The sequence below is a fragment of the Aerococcus sp. UMB1112A genome, assembly GCF_030230715.1.
GTDB lineage: Bacteria > Bacillota > Bacilli > Lactobacillales > Aerococcaceae > Aerococcus.
Map to the genome: position 1 here is coordinate 1 of NZ_JASPDS010000048.1, position 2,331 is coordinate 2,331.

The window sequence follows — 2,331 nt, forward strand, 5'->3', positions numbered from 1 at the left end:
CAAAAATCAGTCTACTAAATATTGCCTCGTATACTTTAGCAACTTTATACCAATTTATACTTGACTAATCGTAGGAAACAAGGGTGTGAGAGGATGCGGGAGAAAGGGAGCTCTGGAGTAAAATGCCAGAGACGGCTGCAAGCCTTCGAAGGATCTTTGTGAAGAGGAGCCCTTTCTGCAACTGCGAACCCAACTAAATAAGGGTGTGAGACTTGGCGTTTAGGCTTGGATGATTGGAGCAAGTAAGGATAAGAGCGAATCATTCGCTCGTTCCTTACTTGTGAAATCACTCCAAGCCTGCCAAGTCGAACCCGACTAAATAAGGGTGTGAGGGAGCGCGGGTAGAAGTGGACCTCTGGAGCAAAGAGCCATAGAAGGCTGTAAGCCTTCGAAGGATCTTTGTGAAGAGGAGCCACTTCTGCGCGATCGAACCCGACTATAGGGCGTGAGACTTGGCGTTTGGGCCTTAATGTTTAATCTTGGTTAAATCCCCAACACGCAATCAAAGCTTCCGATTGTGGGTTGACGATGCTCGACACCCAAGTAAAGCCTCTGAGTGTGGGTTAACGACGTCTAGCACCCAAGTAGAGTCTGCGATTGTGGGTTGACAGTGTCCGACACCCAAGCAAGTCCTTTGAGTGTGGATTGACGATGCCTAACACACAATCAGGGTCTCAGAGTGTGGCTTGACATGGCAAATTCGGGTATAGGTTGCATGTGAAAAATATTTAAGTCTGGAGCTATTGGAATAAAAATTATTCTAGTGGCTCCAGACTTCTTTTGTCGGTATATCTTGCAGTCAAAACTGCTAAATCCACAGTGAATGGTGGTGGCGTGCAGTCAAGAGGCTAAATTGTGCATTGAGTTAGGATAACTTGCACTTGATAGCTGTGATCGTGAATTTTATCAGCTTGCAGTCAATCCCCAAAAACATGAAGCGAATGATGGTGCCATGCAGCTAACTGCCTTAATTGCGCATTGAGTTAGAGCAGATTGCAGGTGATAGCTCTAATCGTGAACCTTATGAACTTGCAGTCAACTCCCTAAAATATGCAGTGAATGATCTTGGCTAAGCTTTGAAGCTCCCAGCCAGCTTTTTCCATCGCTTTATGGTAAAGTGAGGGAAATCACAAGAAAGGGTGGCAGATTATGGGAGACTTGTTTGAAGCGGTGCCAAATTTTTCTGAGGGGCGTGACCAGGAAGTGGTGGAGGCCCTCGCTCAAGAGGCCAGGTCAGTAGCGGGGGTAGTCCTGCTCGATTATTCAGCTGACGTTGACCACCACCGGTCCGTCTTTACCTTAATGGGGACGGGCCCCCAATTGATCGAAGCACTGATCAAGATGACGACTGTCGCAGTGGAGAAGATTGATCTCACCCAGCACCAGGGTGAGCACCCGCGCATGGGAGCCTTGGATGTTTGTCCCTTCATTCCCCTGGGCCAGACCACTATGGACCAGGCGTGTCGGATGGCCGAAGCCCTGGCTGAGCGTCTAGCAGCTGACTTTGACTTGCCAGTGATGCTCTATGGAGAGGCAGCTAGCCAGCCTTCCCGCCGCCGGGTGGCTGATATCCGCCGGGGAGGCTTCGAAGGCTTGGCTGATAAGCTCGCTGACCCGGCTTGGCAGGTAGACTACGGCCCCCAAGCCCCACATCCTAGCGCAGGGATGACTGCTGTGGGTGCGCGTCCAGCTATGGTCGCTTTCAACGTGAACCTAGCCACGGATCGTTTGGAAGTGGCTAAGGCGATTGCTAAAAAAGTCCGGGGTTCGAGTGGCGGCTTTCCTGCCTGTCAGGCTTTGGGTATGGCCCTAACTGACCGCGACTTGGTTCAAGTCTCCATGAATATCTTGGACTTGGACAGCCTGCCCCTCTATCGGATCCTAGAAACGGTCCGCATGGAAGCAGCCCGCTATGGGGTGGCTGTACTTGAAACGGAGTTGATTGGCCTAGCCCCAGCCCAGGCCCTTTATAGCAGTGCAGCCTATTATCTCCAATTAGCTGACTTCGATCCGAAAGCCCAGGTCCTCGAAGAAAAACTTCGCCAGGCTAAAGCAGACTAAAATAAAAAAACGTATCCTTCCAGTGCTTGGAGACCTAGGAACTAGATCAAGCGGAAACTGGGGATACGTTTTTTATTTTTAATGGTACTGATCAAATTGTGGTGGGGTTATCTGCTAGCTGCGCTCAGAGTTCTTGAGCACAAATCGGCGGTTGCTATTTGCTTTCAGGGCTCTCGAAAGCTAAGTGCTCTTGCTCGCACCCTATAGTCGGGTTCGAGGATGCAGAAAGGGCTCCTCTTCGCAAAAGGCTGTCGAAGGCCTCCAGCCTTC

General features: G+C 50.4%; 1 protein-coding gene. It reads left to right on the forward strand.

What is annotated here, in order from left to right:
• Positions 1-1,149 precede the first annotated feature (1,149 nt).
• A complete protein-coding gene (gene ftcD / locus QP860_RS10430) occupies positions 1,150-2,061 on the forward strand; it encodes a glutamate formimidoyltransferase (RefSeq protein ID WP_070620074.1) in 912 nt (303 codons plus the stop codon).
• The last annotated feature ends 270 nt before the right edge of the window (positions 2,062-2,331 follow it).